Origin of the sequence: Pseudomonas sp. AO-1 (genome assembly GCF_019775695.1) — a bacterium.
Taxonomy (GTDB): domain Bacteria; phylum Pseudomonadota; class Gammaproteobacteria; order Pseudomonadales; family Pseudomonadaceae; genus Aquipseudomonas; species Aquipseudomonas parakoreensis.
Window position 1 is genome coordinate 1070758 of the sequence record NZ_CP079947.1, and the last position, 17276, is coordinate 1088033.

16 protein-coding genes are annotated in these 17276 nt (G+C 61.7%); 6 read left to right on the forward strand and 10 right to left on the reverse strand.

Annotated elements, in window-relative coordinates:
* Nucleotides 1-49 precede the first annotated feature (49 nt).
* The 4 genes from KVQ82_RS04980 to KVQ82_RS04995 form a co-directional block, all read right to left on the reverse strand.
* Entirely contained in the window at nucleotides 50-1003 is a 954-nt protein-coding gene (locus KVQ82_RS04980) for an alpha/beta hydrolase (RefSeq protein ID WP_222018248.1), read from the reverse strand.
* Nucleotides 1004-1894: a neutral zinc metallopeptidase gene (locus KVQ82_RS04985; protein ID WP_222018250.1), complete on the reverse strand. Its 891-nt coding sequence runs from the start codon at nucleotides 1892-1894 to the stop codon at nucleotides 1004-1006.
* 189 nt (nucleotides 1895-2083) lie between these two features.
* Complete coding sequence (locus tag KVQ82_RS04990) at nucleotides 2084-2917, reverse strand: aldo/keto reductase (RefSeq protein ID WP_222018252.1); 834 nt, start codon at nucleotides 2915-2917, stop codon at nucleotides 2084-2086.
* A complete protein-coding gene (locus KVQ82_RS04995) occupies nucleotides 2901-4640 on the reverse strand; it encodes an FAD-dependent oxidoreductase (protein WP_222018254.1) in 1740 nt (579 codons plus the stop codon). The genes KVQ82_RS04990 and KVQ82_RS04995 overlap by 17 nt, the downstream gene beginning before the upstream one ends.
* Nucleotides 4641-4815: 175 nt before the next feature.
* On the opposite strand from KVQ82_RS04995, the gene KVQ82_RS05000 reads away from it, so the two are divergent.
* The 4 genes from KVQ82_RS05000 to KVQ82_RS05015 all read left to right on the forward strand — a co-directional run bounded on the left by KVQ82_RS05000 (nucleotide 4816) and on the right by KVQ82_RS05015 (nucleotide 8634).
* Entirely contained in the window at nucleotides 4816-5592 is a 777-nt protein-coding gene (locus KVQ82_RS05000; RefSeq protein WP_222018256.1) for an IclR family transcriptional regulator, read from the forward strand.
* Nucleotides 5593-5811: 219 nt separating this feature from the next.
* Entirely contained in the window at nucleotides 5812-6873 is a 1062-nt protein-coding gene (locus KVQ82_RS05005) for a Gfo/Idh/MocA family protein (protein WP_222018258.1), read from the forward strand.
* Between the two features lie 2 nt (nucleotides 6874-6875).
* Complete coding sequence (locus KVQ82_RS05010) at nucleotides 6876-7691, forward strand: sugar phosphate isomerase/epimerase (protein WP_222018260.1); 816 nt, start codon at nucleotides 6876-6878, stop codon at nucleotides 7689-7691.
* A 64-nt stretch (nucleotides 7692-7755) separates the two neighbouring features.
* Entirely contained in the window at nucleotides 7756-8634 is an 879-nt protein-coding gene (locus KVQ82_RS05015) for a DMT family transporter (RefSeq protein WP_047296716.1), read from the forward strand.
* Nucleotides 8635-8742: 108 nt separating this feature from the next.
* On the opposite strand, the gene KVQ82_RS05020 is transcribed toward KVQ82_RS05015, so the two are convergent.
* Both KVQ82_RS05020 and KVQ82_RS05025 read right to left on the reverse strand, forming a co-directional pair.
* Nucleotides 8743-10080, reverse strand: a complete 1338-nt coding sequence (locus tag KVQ82_RS05020; RefSeq protein WP_222018262.1) for an MFS transporter — start codon at nucleotides 10078-10080, stop codon at nucleotides 8743-8745.
* A gap of 111 nt (nucleotides 10081-10191) precedes the next feature.
* Nucleotides 10192-10434: a hypothetical protein gene (locus KVQ82_RS05025; RefSeq protein ID WP_086792893.1), complete on the reverse strand. Its 243-nt coding sequence runs from the start codon at nucleotides 10432-10434 to the stop codon at nucleotides 10192-10194.
* Between KVQ82_RS05025 and quiC the strand changes: the two genes are divergently transcribed.
* Both quiC and KVQ82_RS05035 read left to right on the forward strand, forming a co-directional pair.
* A complete protein-coding gene (quiC, locus tag KVQ82_RS05030) occupies nucleotides 10433-12334 on the forward strand; it encodes a 3-dehydroshikimate dehydratase QuiC (RefSeq protein WP_222018264.1) in 1902 nt (633 codons plus the stop codon). The two genes, KVQ82_RS05025 and quiC, sit on opposite strands and share 2 nt — an antisense overlap.
* Nucleotides 12335-12436: 102 nt before the next feature.
* Nucleotides 12437-13114: a TetR family transcriptional regulator gene (locus tag KVQ82_RS05035; protein ID WP_041065184.1), complete on the forward strand. Its 678-nt coding sequence runs from the start codon at nucleotides 12437-12439 to the stop codon at nucleotides 13112-13114.
* A 79-nt stretch (nucleotides 13115-13193) separates the two neighbouring features.
* Here KVQ82_RS05035 and KVQ82_RS05040 read toward each other — a convergent pair whose 3' ends face one another.
* The 4 genes from KVQ82_RS05040 to KVQ82_RS05055 form a co-directional block, all read right to left on the reverse strand.
* A complete protein-coding gene (locus KVQ82_RS05040) occupies nucleotides 13194-14048 on the reverse strand; it encodes a shikimate dehydrogenase (protein ID WP_222018267.1) in 855 nt (284 codons plus the stop codon).
* Nucleotides 14045-14494: a type II 3-dehydroquinate dehydratase gene (gene aroQ / locus KVQ82_RS05045; protein ID WP_025108744.1), complete on the reverse strand. Its 450-nt coding sequence runs from the start codon at nucleotides 14492-14494 to the stop codon at nucleotides 14045-14047. Before aroQ ends, KVQ82_RS05040 begins: the two co-directional genes overlap by 4 nt.
* Before the next feature lie 198 nt (nucleotides 14495-14692).
* On the reverse strand, nucleotides 14693-15772 hold the full coding sequence (trmA, locus tag KVQ82_RS05050) for a tRNA (uridine(54)-C5)-methyltransferase TrmA (protein ID WP_041065191.1): 1080 nt from the start codon (nucleotides 15770-15772) through the stop codon (nucleotides 14693-14695).
* Entirely contained in the window at nucleotides 15769-17064 is a 1296-nt protein-coding gene (locus KVQ82_RS05055) for an NCS2 family permease (protein WP_222018268.1), read from the reverse strand. Before KVQ82_RS05055 ends, trmA begins: the two co-directional genes overlap by 4 nt.
* Between the last annotated feature and the right edge of the window lie 212 nt (nucleotides 17065-17276).

Sequence of the window (17276 nt, forward strand, 5' to 3'; positions counted from 1 at the left end):
TGTGGGAGCGAGCTTGCTCGCGAAGAGGGCATAAAATCCGCCAAACAGTTTACTGATCAAACAGCGCTTTCTGCCCCTCCGGCGACGTCAACATCCCATCGCCGTTATGCCCGACCCCGGGCACTTCAACCAGCCGCTGATTCACCCCTTCCGGATGCCGGCGCAGCAGGTAGCCGAAAAACAGTTTGCCGCGTTCCAGTCGATACGCGCCCTGGGCTTCGGCGGCGCAGCTCTTGTCCAGCGCCGGATGCTGCGGGTCGATGTCCTGCTGACCGAGCAGATAAATCACCTCGCGCTTGATGTAACGGCTTTCAAGCTGCAACGGCGTTTGCCCGCCGGCGTACACCGGCATGTCGCTCAGGCCGTACTTCCAGCGATTAAACCCAAGGCACTGTGCGTGATCGAAGGCCACTGGCCGCTGTTCGTTGAAATACGCGTATGACGACGGGTTGGCCACCACGTACCGCAGGCGAATGCCATTGGCCTTCAGCGCCGGTTGATCCTTGGCCAGCAGGGCATAACGCTGCACTACCTGGCCACCACCCGAATGGCCGAAAATCACAATCTGTTTCACATCCGGAAACTGCTTGCGGTCGCTGACCCGGGCGACGATTTCATCCAGCGCGGCGTAGGAACTCAGCGGATTCGGCCCTGTGGATAACCCGCCGCCCATCCACTCGTTGCCTTTCCAGCGCAGCAACGTGTTGGGCAGCGAGTACAGGGCGACGTCGCTTTCATTGAGAAACTGCGGCGCGATCACCAGCGTGTGCGCGGTTTGTCCGGCCAGTTCGGTGGCGCGCTCGGCACTCTTGCGATAGGTCTCGGCGTTGCGCAGACGACCGTGAATGACGATCAGCACCCGTTCGATCTTTTCCGGCGCCGGGCCGATGCCCACGGCCATTTCGCCGGCCTTGAATTGCAGACGCCCGGAGCTGATGGCATCGACGCCCGCCGCGTGCGCGCTGCCGCCGATGATCAGTAAAGCCAAAAGCCATTTGTGCATTTACAGGTTTTTCGCCGCGAAGGTATCGCACTGGCCGACCTGGCCCTGGGCGAATCCGGTTTTGAACCAGCGCACCCTTTGCGCCGACGTGCCATGGGTAAACGAGTCCGGCACCACTCGGCCCTGACCCTGTTGTTGCAGGCGATCATCACCGATGGCGTTGGCCGCGTTCAAGGCCTCCTCGACGTCACCCGGTTCCAGCCAGTTCAGGCGCTGCTGCGCATGGTAGGCCCAGACGCCGGCCAGGCAGTCAGCCTGCAATTCCTGACGCACCAGCAAACCGCCGTCGCCCTGCATCTGCCGCCCCTGCTGACGGGCCGCCTGAATTTTCGCCGAGACGCCGAGCAGCGTCTGCACATGGTGGCCGACTTCGTGCGCGATCACGTAGGCCTGGGCGAAGTCGCCGGCAGCCTTGAAGCGCTGGGCCATTTCCTGGAAGAAGGCCATGTCCAGATAGACTTTCTGATCCGCCGGGCAATAGAACGGGCCGGTCGCCGAAGTCGCCAGCCCGCAGGCGGAATTCACCCGGTTGCTGAACAGCACCAAAGTCGGGTCCTTATATTGGCGGCCGGCCTGCTGGAAAATCGCGCCCCAGGTGTCTTCGGTATCGCCGAGGATCGAACGCACGAATTCGGCCTGCTGGTCGTTGGCCGGTGACGCCTGACGGGTTTGCGTCGAGGCCGGTGCCGATTGTTCGGTCATTTGCCCGGTGAGCTGGCCGAGGATCTGCAGCGGGTCCTGCCCGGTGATCCAGCCGATGCCGACGATCAGCAGGATCGCCCCGAGGCTCAGGCCTTTGCCACCACCGAAACGCATGCCGCCGCCACCGCCGCTATCATCGCCACGGGCATCGACGACGTTGTCACTGCGTCGGCCTTTTTTCCATAGCATGTGGGAATCCTCTATCTGTACGTGGTGATGAGTGTTGCTGGTGTGTGAGTGTGGCGCCAGTCCGGTCGTCCGTCCATTGGCGCACACGCAAGCAGGCCCGGCCTCGGGTGACGAGGGCGGGCCTGTTATTGACGAGCGTGTGCGCGACTAATTCAATCCGTTGGCGGATTTCTCCTTTCGCACTGTGCGTCAGCGATCGAAGGCGTCCCACACCGGGGCGAAATCCGGGCTGACCTGACGCTGATTTTTCGGCAGTGCGGCGATCAGTGCGCGGTCTTCAGCGTCCAGTTCAACCTGCAGTGAAGCCAGGTTCGCCAGTTGATTGGCCCGGCTGCTGGCTTTGGGAATCGCTGCCACGTTGTTCTGATCCAGCAGCCATTTCAACGCCACCTGAGTCGGCAGCACGCCGTGTTTTTCGGCAATCTGCTGAATCTGTGGAATCTCCGAGACCTTGTTGCGCGCCAATGGCGTGTAGGCCGTCAGTGCCAGATCGTGTTGGCGGGCATAGTCGAGCAGGGCGTTTTGTCCGAGCAAGACGTGGTACTCGACCTGGATCGCTGACAGAGGGATGGCGTATTCCTCGACGACTTTGCGCAGCAACGGCAGCGGAAAATTCGCCACGCCGATGTTGCGAGCCAGACCTTGCTCCTTGAAGGATGCGAGGGTTTCAAGCGTGCGCGGCAAGTCCCAGTCAGTGCTCGGCCAATGGATCATGAACAGGTCGACATACTCGCTGCGCAAAGCCTTGAGGCTTCGTTCCATCGAGTGGCGCATGGCGTCGGGTTGCAACTGGTCCCACCAGACCTTGGTGGTGACATGAATCTGCTCGCGGGGTGTCGGTGTGTTCGCCAACGCTTGTCCGACCGCGTCTTCGTTGTTGTAGGCCGCTGCCGTGTCGATATGCCGATAACCGAGTTCCAGCGCCTGCTCGACGGCACGGGTGCATTCGTCGCCGAGCATCGGCCAGGTGCCGAGGCCGAGTTTCGGCATGTTCAAACCCTGGGCGTTAACGATGTGCTGCATGGTCGATCTCCTGTTCGAAAGCAGTGATACCGGCGATATGCCGGGCGGCGATGTAGCCGAACGTCAGCGCCGGGCCGAGGTTGATCCCGCCTGCCGGATAGTGCCCGCCCATGATGCTGGCCATGTCGCCACCGGCGGCGTAGAGCCCGGCGATGGGCTGGGCATGGGCGTCGAGCACTTGTGCCTGCGGGTTGACCTTGAGCCCGGCAAAGGTGCCGAAACAGCCCGGTTGCACTTTCACGGCATAGAAGGGGCCGGCCTCTATTGGGGCAACGCAAGGGTTGGGAAGGTTCGCCGGATCGCCCTGTTTGCGGTTGTAGGGCGTTGCGCCGCGACCGAACAGCGGGTCTTCGCCAAGGCGGGCATGCGGGTTGTAGTGATCGACGGTGTGACGCAATCCGCCGGGGTCGATGCCGCAGGCGCTGGCCAATTCTTCAAGGGTGTTGCCGGTTTTCAGATAGCCGCTGCGGATAAATCCTGACAGCGGAACGGGAAATGGCCGCGACATGCCCAGGCCATAACGCCGTTGAAAGGCGCGGCTGCAGATCAGCCACGAGGCGACTTCCTCGCCTTCCGGGGTGGCGGCAACCATGGCGCTGACGTAGTCGAAGTAACCATTGGCTTCGTTGACGAAGCGCTGGCCGTTGCGCAGTACGCCGATGATTCCCGGTTTGCCGCGTTCGATGATGTGCGGGAAATGGCCGATGCTGCCGTCAGCATGCGGCACTTGCGAGACCGGCGCCCAGGCCACGGGCGACGCCACGTCGGTGTTGACCGTGGCACCGACGCTTTCGCCCAGACGCAGGCCATCGCCGTTGACCGCCAGCGGTGGCAGTGCCCAGTGTTCATGACCTGTGGGCGTGCGCGGAAACAAGGCCTTGCGCCGCTCGATGTCATTGGCGAACCCGCCGGCGGCCAGCACCACGGCTTTGCGTGCATGGACGCGAATCGGGCCTTTTGCGCTGTTGACCACGGCGCCGTAAACCCTTGATTCATCGCGCAGCAGCTCGCTCACCGGCGCCGACTCCCATAACAGGACGCCAAGGTCCTCGGCGGATTTCGCCAGCCTTGCGACCAGCGCCACCCCGTTGACCAGTTGCATGGCCCTGCCGTGTACCGCCAGATCCAGCAAGTGTCGGGTAAAACGACGGGTTACATGCCAAGCCGCTTTCAGCGAACGGGTGAGATTGAGGAACGCCGAAAGGTCGGCGCCGGCCATGATCGGCATGCCCATGAAGGACGTTTCGCGCATCGTTGTACGCAGGCGCTTGAGCAGGCGTCCGACTTGTCGTCCGTCGTAAGGTGCCGCGATGACCGAGCGCCCGCCCGTGCCAGCGCCCGGCGTATCGCCATGGATGTCGGCGATGGCGTTGCCGTCGGCAAATTGCAAAGCGGTCTGCTGTTCGAAAAACGCGACCATGTGTGGTCCGGCAGTGAGGAAGGCGTCGACCATGGCAGGGTCGTAATGCTCGCCGAGTTCGTGGCGCAGGTACGTGCGCGGTTGCTCGATGTCTTCGACGATGCCGGCGCGTCGCGCCAGTGGATTGCACGGTACCCACGCCCAGCCGCCGGACCACGCCGTGGCACCACCGAACAGCGGATCCTTTTCAACCACGATGACTTTCAGACCGTGCCATGCGGCAGTGACCGCTGTGGATAAACCGGCAGCGCCGGAGCCGACGACCAGCACGTCGCAGTCGATTTCGGGAAGTTCGGCAGGCATCAAACAAAGCTCCGCAACTGGATTTTATTGGAATTGGATTCCGAAATTAGCGAATGCAGCGCATCTGCCACAAGACCTGTTTCAGTAAAGTGGGCGGTTATCGCACTGCCAGTTCCGGATTTCGCTTTGTCTCGGATGTCTTCTAGAATCGGCAAAATTTCACTTGGACCTTCCCATGGCCGGCAGTCAGATCGAACGGGTTTTCAGTGTGCTGGAAAGCCTCACCAGTGAGCCGCGCGGGCTGCCGATGCAGACCCTGGCCGAACAACTGGACATCCCGAAAAGTGCCACCCACCGCATGCTCGCTGAGCTCATTCGCCTGGGCTATGTGCGGCAGAATGCAGACACTCTGCGCTATCACTTGTCGACCAAACTGGTGGCGATGGGTTTTCAGTATCTGGCGAGCAGCGGTGCCGACATCGTGCAACCGGTGCTGGATCGACTGGCGCAGGAAACCGGTGAGCTGGTGCGTCTGGGGGTGATCGATGGCGAGCGCCAGACCTGGATCGCCAAGGCGCAGGGCGCACGGACGGGCTTGCGTTATGACCCGGACATGGGCCGCGATGCGCCGCTGTTCTACACCGCTTCCGGGCACGCGTGGCTGGCCTGCATGAGCGACGCCGAAGCCTTGTCGCTGGTCGAGCGCCAAGGCGCGGAAGTTCCGATGGGCGTCGGGCCGAATGCGCCGCGCTCCAATATCGAACTGCTGGAGCGCCTGCGGCTGGCGCGAGAGCAAGGCTATGCCTGTGTCGAGGAAAGTTCGGCGGTGGGTACTTCGGCGATTGCCGCGGTGGTCAGGCATCCCGTTGACGGGCGGGTGATCGGTGTACTGAGCATTGCCGGGCCAAGCGCACGGATGCCCGGCGCGCGGCTGCATGAATTGGCGCCGTTGCTGATGAAGTTCACCGAGGAGTTGTCGGCGGCGAGCCTGGCGTCTGAATTGTTTGTCTGACCGATCCCCTGTAGGAGCTGCCGCAGGCTGCGATCTTTTGATCTTGAAAATCAAAGTCAAAAGATCGCAGCCTGTGGCAGCTCCTACAGGTTGAGCGTCAAGTACAAAGTTGTGCGGTGTTCGCACGGTTTTCCCATCACTGGGTGTTTGATTGTGGAACGCGGTTCTAAATTGTTACTGGAGTGACATTTCCAACAACAATCACAAGAGGATCGCGCCTTGACTCCGCCCCTTCGTATCGCCCTGATCGGCGCCGGCAACATGGGCCAACAGCATTACCAGCACTTGCAAACCCTCGATGAAGCCCGGTTGTGTGCAGTGGCCGATCCCGGCCCGCAGGCTCCCGCGCTGGCGGCGCAGTGGGGCGTGGCGAATTTCGCCGATCACCGGCAGATGCTGGAGCAGGTGAGGCCCGATGCGGTGATCGTGGCCAACCCGAATAATCAGCACGTCAGCACGGCGCTGGATTGCCTCGCCGCCGGGGTTGCGGTGTTGCTGGAGAAACCGGTGGGCGTGCATCTGGATGAGGCACGCGAACTGGTGGCGGCAGTCAAACGCAGTGGCGTGCCGGTGCTGGTCGGCCATCATCGGCGGCACAATCCGTTGATCGTGCGTGCCCACCAATTGCTGCGTAGCGGCGCACTCGGGCGGCTGACCACGGTTACCGCGCTGTTCCAGTTACGCAAACCCGACCGTTATTTCGAGGTTCCGTGGCGCCGTGAGCCGGGCGCGGGCCTGTTGCTGACCAACCTGATTCACGACCTCGATCTGCTGCGTCACCTGTGCGGGGAGGTGCAGTCGGTGCAGGCCGTCACCGACAACGCGGTGCGGGGTTTTGCCAACGAAGACAGCGTCGCGGTGTTACTGCAATTTGCCAGCGGTGCGCTGGGGACGCTGAGCGGTTCCGATGCGGTCGCCGCGCCGTGGAGCTGGGAGCTGAACTCCGCAGAGAACCCGGTTTACCCGCGTCAGGCCGATCAGCCGTGTTATTTGCTGGCGGGCACTGCCGGAGCGTTAAGCATTCCGCAACTCAAGCGTTGGCATTACGCTGCCGATCAAGTCGATGCCGGTTGGCACGAACCGCTGATCGCGCTGCAAGAACAGTGTGAGGGCGGGGACGCGTTGCGTTTGCAGCTGCAACATTTTGTGCAGGTCGCGCGGCGTGAAGTCGAACCCTTGGTCAGTGCCGCCGATGCCGCGCGAACCCTGGCGCTGGTCGAGGCGATTCGTGAAGCGGCGGCCAGCGGCCGTGCCTGTTCCCCGGCAGCGGTCGAGGCTTGAGCATGAACAAACGAATCCTTTCTCTGGCCAGTCTCACCGTACTCGAATTGTCGCCACCGCAAATGGTCGAGGTCGCGGCGCGTGCCGGTTACAGCCATGTCGGCCTGCGCCTGGAACCGGCGACGGCGGAGGAATATCACTTTCCGCTGGTGGCCGATGGTGATCTGCGGCGTCAGACGTTGAGGCGTTTGCGCGGCACTGGCATCGCGGTGCTCGACGTGGAAATCCTGCGCCTGAAACCGCACACCGTGGTTGCCGATTTCGACAAGCTGCTGGCCGTCGGCGCGGAGTTTGGCGCCAGTGAATTACTCGTCGCCGGCAATGATCCTGACGAGCAACGACTCACCGACAACTTTGCCGCGCTGTGTGATCTGGCGGCGCCTTACGGTTTGCATCCGCATCTGGAGTTCATGCCCTGGACCGATGCGTGCAACCTCGAACAGGCGTTGCGCATTGTTGCCAATGCCGACCGGGAAAATGCCGCGGTGCTGGTCGATGCCTTTCATTTCGATCGCTCCGGCTCACGGCTGGAGGATCTGGCCAGCGTCGCACCGGCGCGCCTGCGTTATGCGCAATTGTGCGATGTGGCGGGGCCGAGACCGGCGGACATGGCCGAGATCTTGCGTCAGGCTCGCAACGAGCGGCGGTTTCCCGGCGAGGGCGATTGCGACCTGCACGGTTTGTTGCGCAGTCTGCCAGCTAATATTCCCCTGAGCCTGGAGATCCCCACGGTAAAACTGCTGGAGCAGGGCGTCAGCGGATTGCAACGAGCGCAGATGGCGCTCGACAGGACGCGGGAATTGTTGGCGCAGTTGTAAGTCAGTGTGGGTGGCGGGGCGCCAGCGTCCCCACCACTGTTTATTTTTCCTTCAGAGATATCCAATGACCGTCAGCACCCCGCTCTCCGGTGTCAACCAACCCTTCAAGGGGATCTTGCTGATTGTCGTGGCGACCTTCCTGTTTTCCAGCCACGATGCGCTGTCGAAATACCTCTCGGGTTTCTACCCGATCGTCATGGTGGTCTGGGCGCGGTATCTGGTGCACACCTTGCTGATGGCGGGGATCTTCCTGCCACAATCGGGGCTTCGGGTGTTGCGTACCAAACGGCCGTTGTGGCAGTTGGCGCGGGCGCTGTGTCTGCTCGGCACCAGTCTGTTTTTCACCACGGCGCTGCTGTATATCCCGCTGGCCGAGGCCACGGCGGTCAACTTTCTCGCGCCGGTGCTGGTGACGGCATTGTCGGTGCCGTTGCTCAAGGAACGGGTAACGCGCGGGCAATGGATTGCGGTGATCTGTGGATTCATCGGCGTGCTGATCATCGTTCACCCGGGCGGTGAATTGTTCACTCCAGCGGTGCTGCTGCCGTTCTGCTCGGCGTTGTTTTTCTGCTTCTATCAACTGCTGACGCGCAAGCTCAGTGAGGTCGATAGCCCGACCACCAGCAACTTCTTCGCCGGTCTGTGCAACACGCTGGTGATGAGTGCACTGGTGCCGTTCTTCTGGCAGGTGCCGACGTTGACGCACGCCGCACTGATGCTGGCGCTGGGCAGTTGCGGGATGACCGCGCACCTGTTTCTGACCCAGGCGTTTCGGCACGCCGCGCCGGCATTGCTGGCGCCGTTCGGTTACTGTCAGATCGTGTTTGCCGGGCTGTTGGGCTGGGTGGTGTTCAATCATACGCCAAGCCTGTTGACGGTGATCGGCATTGTGGTGATCTGTTGCAGCGGCCTGGCGGCGGCGTGGCAGCAGAGCCGTCGCTGAAGGATCCACAAATTCCTGTGTAGGAGCTGCGGCACGCTGCGATCTTTTGATCTTCAAAATCAAGATCAAAAGATCGCAGCGTGCCGCAGCTCCTACAGGGTAGGCCGGTTATTCGGTGACGTCTGGAATCTTGCGCGGTGCCATGAAGTACATCCAGGTCAGCGCAATGAAGTACATCGCCGGGATCAGCGTGAACAGCACCGTGTAGTTGTTGTTGGTGACGGTCAGGATATGGCCGACGATCTGGGTCATGAACATCCCGCCAATCGCTGCGCACATGCCGCCGAAACCGAACACTGTGCTCATCATGTGCTTGGGCGTGTAGTCCATCACCAGGCTCCAGATGTTCGCGGTCCAGGCCTGATGCGCGCCGATCGCCAGGGAGATTGCCGCGACGGCGACCCACAGATTGCCCGAACCGGCGGCCATGATCACGCCGATGATGCAGCAGGCGAACAGGAACATCGACAGCAGTCGCGCCTTGATCGAGTTCATGCCGCGACCGATCAGGAACGAAGACAGAATGCCGCCACCGACGCTGCCGAAGTCGGCCGTCACGTAGATGATGATCAGCGGAATACCCATTTGGGTGACGTTGATGCCCAGGTTGTATTGCTGGTTGAGAAACGGCGGCAACCAATACAGGTAGAACCAGAACACCGGCGCGGTCAGCGAATAGGCGAGGGCGAACGCCCAGGTGCCGCGCATGCGCAGGATGCGTGAGAACGGGACGCGGGCCTGTTCCGGTTCGACTTCTTTCTGGATGTATTCCAGCTCCGACTGTTTGACGCTCGGATGGTCTTCCGGGTTGAAGTATTTCAAGCCCCAGAACAGCAGCCAGATCCCGCCCAGTGCCGACATGCACAGGAACGCTGCCTGCCAGCCCCAGACGTGGAGAATCAGCGGCAGCAGCATCGGCGTGAACATGGCGCCGACGTTGGTCCCGGCGTTGAAGATGCCGGTGGCCACCGCGCGTTCGCCGGCCGGGAACCACAGGCGCGTGGTTTTCACGCAGGCCGGGTAGTTGGCCGCTTCGGTCAGGCCGAGGATAAACCGGCAGACCATGAAGCCGACGGCCGACGTCGCCAGACCGTGGGCGCCGGTGGCCAGGCTCCAGAGCAGCACCGCGCAGAAGAACACGCGTTTCACGCCGACCCGGTCGATCAGGCGTCCCTGCAGGACGAAGCCGATCGCGTAGCCGACCTGAAACCAGAAGTTGATGTTGGCGTAATCCATCGCCGTCCAGCTCATTTCCTTGGCAAGAATGGGCTGCATGACGCCGAGGGCGGCGCGGTCGATGTAGTTCAGGGTCGTGGCGAAAAACACCAGCGCCAGCATGCCCCAACGGGTCTTGCCGACGGCCATGGCGCCGCGGATCTTGTCGCCGATGCCACCCGTGGCAGTGCTCATGGCCGGAGCCATGCGGGAAGTCTGTGAAGGAATCATTGTTCCACCCGTTTTTGAATTTGTTATGTGGTGTTGTTTGCACGCACTGCGACCGAAGGTTCATATCCGGACTCAATGTGGAGTCGATGGTGGGCAGTGGACGAAAAATCGTCAATTCGTCGAAACGCCATAGTGTTCGATAATCGCACGCAAAACTAACCGGCTGGTACACTTTAAATTGCTGTGCGCAGTCATGCAGCCAATAATTTCCCAACGATAAAAAACATCCTGTGTAGGAGCTGCCGAAGGCTGCGATCTTTTGAATTTGCTTTTCAGGACCAGGATCAAAAGATCGCAGCCTTCGGCAGCTCCTACCTTAAAGATAAGCGCGGCGAAGTCCGGGAGTAGCAACATGCAGCGTTCCATTGCCACCGTTTCCCTGAGCGGCACCCTGCCGGAAAAGCTCGAAGCCATTGCCGCCGCCGGGTTCGACGGCGTCGAGATTTTCGAGAACGATCTTCTGTATTACGACGGCAGTCCGCGGGAAATCAGGCAGATGTGCGCTGACCTGGGGATCGCCATCACGCTGTTCCAGCCGTTCCGCGATTTCGAAGGTTGCCGGCGTGATCGGCTGGCGCGCAATCTGGAGCGGGCCGAGCGCAAATTCGACCTGATGCAGGAACTGGGCACCGACCTGGTGCTGGTCTGCAGCAACGCCTCGGCAGACAGCGTCGGCGATCAACAGATTCTCGTCGATGACCTGTGCCTGCTGGCCGAACGGGCCGGCGCGCGCGGGTTGCGCATCGGTTATGAAGCGCTGGCCTGGGGCCGGCACGTCAATACGTATCAACAGGTCTGGGACATCGTCCGCCAGGCCGATCACCCGGCCCTCGGCGTGCTGCTCGACAGCTTTCACACCTTGTCGCTGAAAGGTGATCCAAGCGCGATTGCCGACATTCCCGGCGACAAGATCTTCTTTGTGCAAATGGCCGACGCGCCGATTCTCGCCATGGATGTGCTGGAGTGGAGCCGGCATTTCCGTTGCTTCCCGGGGCAGGGCGAATTCGATCTGCCGGGCTTCCTCGCGCCGATCATCCAGAGCGGTTACACCGGGCCGTTGTCGCTGGAAATTTTCAACGACGGCTTCCGCGCCGCGCCACCTCGAGCGAATGCCGCCGATGGTCTGCGTTCGCTGCTGTATCTGGAAGAGAAGACCCGTCAGCGGCTGGAGCAGCAACCGACGCCGGTGGCCAACCGCGAGATCCTCTTCGAAACGCCGCCGGCCAGCGAGTACAACGGCATTGAGTTTCTTGAATTCGCTGTCGACGAAAGCCTCGGCGCCAAACTGAGCAATTGGCTGGAGCGCCTGGGCTTCGTCAAGGCCGGGCAGCATCGCTCCAAGAGCGTGAGCCTGCTGCGTCAGGGCGATATCAACCTGATCCTCAACGCCGAACCGTATTCGTTCGGCCACAGTTTCTTTGAGGCGCACGGCCCGTCGCTGTGCGCCACCGCCGTGCGGGTCAAGGACAGCGCCAGCGCCCTGGCCCGCGCCGTCGCCTACAAGGGCCAGCCCTATCGCGGCCTGGTCGGCCCCAACGAACTGGAACTGGCCGCGGTGCGTGCACCGGACGGCAGCCTGATTTATCTGGTGGATGAAGCGGCGGATGTCTATGGCACCGACTTCAATCTGCTGCCGAACGCCCTGGCCCGTGGCGGCCTCAAGCGCATCGATCACATGGCCATGGCGTTGCCGGCCGACAGCCTCGACAGTTGGGTGCTGTTCTACAAGAGCCTGCTGGATTTCGAGGCCGACGATGAAGTGGTGCTGCCCGATCCGTACGGGCTGGTGAAGAGCCGCGCGTTGCGCAGCCGCGACAGTTCGATCCGCTTGCCGCTGAATATCTCGGAGAACCGCAACACTGCGATCTCTCACGCACTGTCGAGTTATCGCGGCTCCGGTGTGCATCACATCGCCTTCGATTGTGATGACATCTTCGCCGAAGTCAGCCGCGCCAAGGAGGCTGGCGTGCCGTTGCTGGATATCCCGCTCAACTATTACGACGACCTCGCTGCGCGCTTCGATTTCGACGACGAGTTCCTCAGCGAACTGGCGTACTACAACGTGCTCTACGACCGCGATGCCCAGGGCGGTGAGTTGTTCCACGTCTATACCGAGCCGTTCGAGGGACGCTTCTTCTTCGAGATCATCCAGCGTAAAAGCGGCTATGCCGGTTATGGTGCGGCGAACGTCGCGGTACGTCTGGCGGCGATGGCCAAATCACGCAGCGGCGCGGTGCGCCAGGCGAAGTTGTAGGAATTTCGTAAACGCGGGATTAAACACGGGCCGCGTGGCTTCCTTCACTGTGCAGCGCGGCCCATAATCGCCCACCTGTGCAGTGATGGCCGTGAGCCCGCAATGACAATGACTTCAGAACTCCCCGCCGCCTCCGTCGTATCCGGCATCGAGCCGCGCAAGAGTCGCAAGAACAACCCGGAAAAGACCCGCGAGAACATCCTGCAGGAGGCGATCGTCGAGTTCGTCCAGCAGGGGTTGTCCGGCGCCCGCGTTGACGCGATCGCCGAGCGTATCCATACCTCCAAACGCATGATCTATTACTACTTCGGCAGTAAGGAGCAGTTGTACGTCGAGGTTCTGGAGAAGCTTTACGGCGATATCCGCAGCACCGAAAACCGCCTGCACCTCGCCGAGTTGCCGCCGGTGGTGGCGATCCGCCGACTGGTGGAGTTCACCTTCGACCACCATGACCGCAACGTCGATTTCGTGCGCATCGTCTGCATCGAAAACATCCACAACGCCGAATTCGTGAAGCGTTCCGATGCGATCAAGGCGATGAACAATACGATCCTCGATTCGCTGGGCGAGATTTTGCGCCGCGGTGCTGAAGAAGGGGTGTTCCGCGCCGGGCTCGACGCGCTGGATGTGCACTTGCTGATCAGCTCGTTCTGCTTCTACCGCGTCTCGAACCGCCACACCTTCGGTGAGATCTTTCAGATCGACCTGCCGGACGAAAGCATCAAGCAGCGTCATCGCGAGATGATCTGCGAGTCGGTGTTGCGCTACTTGCAGCCGTGACAAGCAAAAGATCGCAGCCTTCGGCAGCTCCTACACAAGGCCCTGTAGGAGCTGCCGAAGGCTGCGATCTTTTGATCTTTTAAACGTTCATGCTTTGAAAATGCGCCAGCATGCGCTGCGCATCCGGCACCACGCCGCTGAACAGCTCAAACGCCTTCACCGCTTGAAACACCGCCATGTTGCCGCCGTCCAGCGTGCGGCAGCCCAAGGCGCGGGCGTTGCGCAGCAGTTCGGTTTCCAGCGGGAAGTACACGATCTCCGCGACCCACAATTCCTTGCGCAGCAACTCCACCGGCACGGGCATCCCCGGCAGTTTGGCCATGCCCATCGGCGTGGTGTTCACCAGACCATCGGCCTGGTTCAGCGTACTCGGCAGATCGTGCCCGGCCACCGCGCGACCTGAGCCGAAATGCTGGTTGAGGTTGTTCGCCAGACTCTCGGCGCGCTCGCGATCGACGTCGAAAATACTCAGTTGCTGCACGCCTTCGCTCAACAGCGCGTGGGCCACCGCCGCCCCTGCGCCACCGGCACCCATCTGTACGACACGTGCACGCGCAGCGTCTTTCAGGCCACGGCGAAAACCTTCGGCAAAACCCAGGCAGTCGGTGTTGTGGCCGATGCGTTTGCCGTCCTTGAGCACCACGGTGTTGACCGCGCCGATGCCCCGGGCTTCCGGCGACAGTTCGTCGAGCAGCGGGATGATTGCCTGCTTGCACGGGAAGGTGATGTTCAGGCCGGTGTAGTTCATCCGTTCGGCGGCCTGCAGCAAGTCGGGCAGGGCATTGCTGTCGAGTTGCAACTGATCGAGGTCGATCAGCAGATACAGATAGCGCAAGCCTTGGGCATCGCCTTCGTGTTCATGCAGGGCTGGCGTGCGCGAGGCTTGAATGCCCGCGCCGATCAGGCCAGCCAGTATTACCGGTTTACGGGTCATGCTGCGCGCCCCTTCAGTCGCTGACTGAAATGCTCCAGAGCCAGGCGATAGCCATGGCTGCCGAAGCCGCACATTACCGCCGTGGCGATGGCCGAGACGAACGAGTGATGGCGGAATGGCTCGCGGGCATGCACGTTGGACAGATGCACTTCGATCACTGGCAACTCACTGGCGACCAAGGCGTCGCGGATCGCCACCGATGTGTGCGTCCAGGCTGCCGGGTTGATCACGATTCCGGCGCAACGGCCGCGTGCCGCATGAATCCAGTCGAGCAGTTCGCCTTCGTGATTGGTCTGGCGAAACTCCACGGCCAGGCCGAATTCTTCAGCGGCGCGCCCGCACAGGGCAGAGATGTCAGCCAGGGTTTCGTGACCGTAGGTTGCCGGTTCACGGGTGCCGAGCAGGTTCAGGTTCGGGCCGTTGAGCACCAGAACGATAGGGGGCATGGGGGCAAACTCCACTTATTGTTTTTGGCTTGGGCCGAAGGTTTCAGCCTGTGGAGGTAAAATGTACCAGATGGTTACCATGGTCAATTGAACGGCGTTGCCTCCGACGTTTTATGTTCGGTGATCGCACAGATCAAGAAACTGCACCCACAAAAAAGCCGTCACTCACGACGGCTTTCTCGTATCCGGCATTCGCCATCAACGGCGGGTCAGCAACACCCCGGACTCCATGTGATGCGTCCACGGGAACTGATCGAACATCGCGCAGCGGCTGATGCGGTGCGTGTCGTGCAGCTGGGCGATGTTGGCCGCCAGGGTTTCCGGGTTGCAGGAGATGTACAGGATGTTGTCGAAGCGCCGCGTCAGCTCGCAGGTGTCCGGATCCATGCCGGCGCGCGGCGGGTCGACAAACACACTGCCGAACTCGTAGCTCTTCAGGTCGATGCCCTGCAGGCGACGGAACGGGCGCACTTCGTTGAGTGCTTCGGTCAGCTCTTCGGCGGACAGACGTACCAGCGTGACGTTATCCACAGCGTTTTCGCTGAGGTTGCTCAGTGCGGCGTTGACCGAGGTCTTGCTGATCTCGGTGGCCAGCACGTTGCGCACGCGGGTGGCGAGCGGCAGGGTGAAGTTGCCGTTGCCGCAATACAGCTCCAGCAGATCGTCAGGACGATCGCCCAGTGCTTCGTAGGCCCAGTTGAGCATTTTCTGGTTCACCGTGCCGTTGGGCTGGGTGAACGCGCCTTCCGGCTGACGGTAGCTGAAGGTGCGACCGCCGACGTCGAGTTTCTCCACCACGTAATCGTGGCCGATCACTTCGCGCTTGCCCTTGGAACGCCCGATGACGCTGACGTTGAGATCAGCCGCCAACTTCGACGCGGCCGCATGCCAGTGCTCGTCCAGCGGACGGTGGTAGCACAGGGTGATCATCGCGTCGCCGGCCAGGGTGGTCAGGAATTCCACCTGGAACAGCTTGTGGCTCAGCGCCGCGCTGGCCTGCCACGCGGCCTTGAGCTGCGGCATCAACTGGTTGATGCGCAAGCTGGCAATCGGGAACTCTTCGATCAGGATCGGCGTGCGTTTGTCGTCCTGGGAGAACATCGCGTAGTGCCGCTCACCGGCCTCGCGCCACAGGCGAAATTCCGCGCGCAGGCGGAAGTTCTGCAGCGGCGAGTCGAACACGGTCGGCTCTGGTGCATCGAACGGGGCCAGCAGGTCGCGCAAACGCGTGACCTTGTCTTCGAGCTGAGTGGCGTAGGCCTGGGAATCGAAAGTCATGCGTTGAACCAACCCAACTTGATCACGAACAGAATCGACAGAATCACCAGCGCCGGGTTCAGCTCACGGGCGCGGCCCGACAGCAGCTTGATCACGGTCCAGGAGATGAAACCGAAGGCGATGCCGTTGGCGATCGAGTAAGTGAACGGCATCGCCAGCGCGGTGACCACCACCGGTGCGGCAACGGTGATGTCTTCCCAGTCTATTTCCGCCAGGCCCGAGGTCATCAGCACGGCGACGAACAGCAGCGCCGGTGCGGTGGCGAATGCCGGAACGCTGCCCGCCAGTGGCGAGAAGAACAGCGCCAACAGGAACAGGATCGCCACGACGATCGCCGTCAGACCGGTCCGGCCGCCAGCGCTCACGCCAGCCGCGGATTCGATGTAGCTGGTGGTGGTCGAAGTACCCAGCAGTGAGCCGGCCATCGCCGCGGTGCTGTCGGCGATCAGTGCACGACCCATTTTCGGCATGTGGCCGTCCTTGCCCATCAGGCCGGCGCGCTTGGCGACGCCGATCAGGGTGCCGGAGTTGTCGAACAGGTCGACGAACAGGAAGGCGAAGATCACGCTGACCAGACCGATGTCCAGGGCGCCCTTGATGTCCAGTTGCATGAAGGTCGGGGCCAGCGAAGGTGGCATCGAGGTCACGCCGCCGAACGGGGTGAAGCCCATGGCGATGGAAATGATGGTCACCGCCAGAATGCCGATCAGCACTGCGCCGCGCACTTTCAGTGCTTCGAGAGCGACGATCAGGGCGAAGCCGAGGGTGGCAAGGATCGGGGCCGGGGCTTTCAGGTCACCGAGGCCGACCATGGTCGCCGGGTTGCTGACCACGATACCGGCGTTGTGCAGGGCGATCAGCGCCAGGAACAGGCCAATACCGGCGGCAATTGCCGAGCGCAGGGGCAGCGGGATGCTGTTGATGATCCATTCGCGGATGCGGAAGATCGACAGCAGGAAGAAGCACACCGCCGAGATGAACACCGCGCCCAGCGCCACTTGCCAGGTGTGGCCCATGTGCAGGACCACGGTATAAGTGAAGAAGGCGTTCAGGCCCATGCCCGGGGCGAGCGCGATCGGGTAGTTGGCGATCAGGCCCATGATGGTCGAGCCGATGGCGGCTGCCAGACAGGTGGCGACGAACACCGCGCCCTTGTCCATGCCGGTCTCGCCGAGAATGCTCGGGTTGACAAACAGAATGTAGGCCATGGCCAGGAAAGTCGTGACGCCCGCCAGAATCTCGGTCCGCACGTTGGTGTTGTGTGCCTTGAGTTGAAACAGCCTTTCCAGCATGTCTGCTCCCCGTGGCGCGCGTGGCGCCGTGAATGTGTCGACCTCAACAGCAAAGCACAGACCGTCGCAAGCGCCTGGGAATTTGTGGTGGGCCGGAAAAAGCCGCGCATCATACCAGCAGCGTGAGGAATATGGCGGTTGTTGGTGTCGAACGTCGTCGAAGTTTTGTAGCAGGGTTATCTGCGCCATACTGCGCGCTGAATTTTTCGGGG